This is a genomic window from Exiguobacterium sp. SH5S13, assembly GCF_004337085.1.
Lineage (GTDB): Bacteria > Bacillota > Bacilli > Exiguobacteriales > Exiguobacteriaceae > Exiguobacterium > Exiguobacterium aurantiacum_A.
On sequence record NZ_SJUS01000054.1, the window covers coordinates 1 to 1,795 of the forward strand.

The 1,795-nt window shown below is 51.4% G+C and carries 2 protein-coding genes; one reads left to right on the top strand and one right to left on the bottom strand.

The features are described from left to right. Positions 1–146: 146 nt before the first annotated feature. Positions 147–896 (bottom strand): SDR family NAD(P)-dependent oxidoreductase, encoded by a 750-nt coding sequence (locus EVJ30_RS14845; protein ID WP_131469569.1) that lies wholly within the window; start codon positions 894–896, stop codon positions 147–149. A 122-nt stretch (positions 897–1,018) separates the two neighbouring features. Between EVJ30_RS14845 and EVJ30_RS14850 the strand changes: the two genes are divergently transcribed. Then, positions 1,019–1,645, top strand: a complete 627-nt coding sequence (locus tag EVJ30_RS14850; protein WP_131469570.1) for a TetR/AcrR family transcriptional regulator — start codon at positions 1,019–1,021, stop codon at positions 1,643–1,645. The last annotated feature ends 150 nt before the right edge of the window (positions 1,646–1,795 follow it).

Here is a 1,795-nt window from a genome sequence, read left to right on the forward strand (position 1 = left end):
TACAATAGTGAACGCAAGCAATGGAACCTAAAAAAAATGACTCCGGAGCAATACCGGAGCCATCTGATCGCCGCATAAAAGACGACGCACTTTTTATTAAACTGTCCGAAAAACAGGGCTCAGTTCAAAGAACTGAGTTTCTTTTTTTATTTAGCCGTGACGCCCCCGTCGACCGGGAGTTCGATGCCGGTGATATGGTTCGCCTCGTCTGACGCGAGGAACAAGACGGCTGCCGCCACCTCATGTGCCGTCCCTAAATTCGGCAAGGCGACTTGATTCAAGAAATGTTGTTTATAGTTCGGATGCTCCATATGCGGCGCGCTCATCGGCGTGACGATATAGCCCGGGTGGATCGAGTTGACGCGAATGTTTTGTTTGCCGTAATCGACTGCTGCTGCTTTCGTGAGCGAGCGGACCGCACCTTTCGATGCCGTATACGCTCCTGCTCCGGCCATACCGGTCAACGCCGAAATTGATGAGATGTTGACGATCGAGCCGCCGTAATTTTTCTCCATGAGCGGGATCGCATATTGCGTTCCGAGCATGACGCCATCGATGTTGATGCGATACGTCCGCGCCCAGTCGTCTTCTGTCTGCTGTAAAAATGGTTTAGCGAGCGCGATGCCAGCGTTGTTGACGAGAATGTCGAGCTTGCCGCACGTTGCTTGGACTTCTGCGTAAACCTTCTCCCAATCTGTACGTGATGTCACGTCATGGCGAATCGCAAGCGCCTCCCCGTCCTGCACCCGAATCGCCTCGACGACGTTCGTTACTGCTTCAAGATTGATGTCGGTCGCGACGACCGTCGCCCCTTCTTTTGCGAACAATTTCGCTGTCGCTTCTCCCATCCCACTGCCTGCACCTGTGATGACCGCAACTTTCCCCTGTAATCGCATTAAATTCTCTCCATTCTTAAATTATGATAGTCTAACTATCGTAATAATAGACGAGGCACATTTGATTCTCAACGAAACTGCCTGAACACGTTATAATGACGAGACAACAAAGAGGTGATTAGATGAACAAACGACAACAAAATAAAGAAGATCGCTTGAATCACATCATCGATCAAGCTGAGACACTTTTTTTGAAAGACGGGTTTGAGCGCGTCCAAATGCAGGACATCGCCGACGCTGCAAACATCGGGGTGGCGACGCTGTTCCGCTATTTCCCGAAAAAAGACCAACTGATTGTTGCGGCCGCCATCCATAACTTGACGCCGACGTTGCACGTCTTCAAGGAATTGACGGCGCGTCCCGGAGACGCCTACTCAAGACTAGAAGCAATACTCGATTATTTGCTTGGGCAACAACTGCGTCAGACGAGCCACTCCCGATTCCGTGAGGCGTTCGAGAGCTATGCCTCGTTCGTCGCCTCCCCGCTCCCTGGAATCGACGGCTATATCGAACTGCAGCGCCAAATCATGGCGACGCTCGAGCCGCTCATCCAAGACGGGCGGACGGACGGGTCGTTCCGTCACGATATCGACGTGAAAGAGACGGTCATCACCGTCATCAACGCGTTCGGCACGTTCGGCAACAACATCATCTTGAAGTCGCACATCAGCTATTTAGAGAAAGATATCGACCCAATGATCCAACAACGTGTCTTGAAAGAGATGCTGCTCGCTTACGTGCGGGCATGACAAAAGCCCCTTCGCAGTTGAAGGAGGGCACTGAAAAACCTCCGCTCTATCCGAGCGTGAACAGAAAAAAGGGCGATTGGACCGACTCAAGTCGGGACAATCGCTCTTTTTCCTTGCCCTTATCCTGTTTTTTCTTTTGAGAGGGTGATG

Bases quoted from the DNA above. Each gene is read 5' to 3' on its own strand.
- EVJ30_RS14845 (WP_131469569.1), bottom strand. From the start codon at position 896: ATGCGATTACAGGGGAAAGTTGCGGTCATCACAGGTGCAGGCAGTGGG.
- EVJ30_RS14850 (WP_131469570.1), top strand. From the start codon at position 1,019: ATGAACAAACGACAACAAAATAAAGAAGATCGCTTGAATCACATCATC.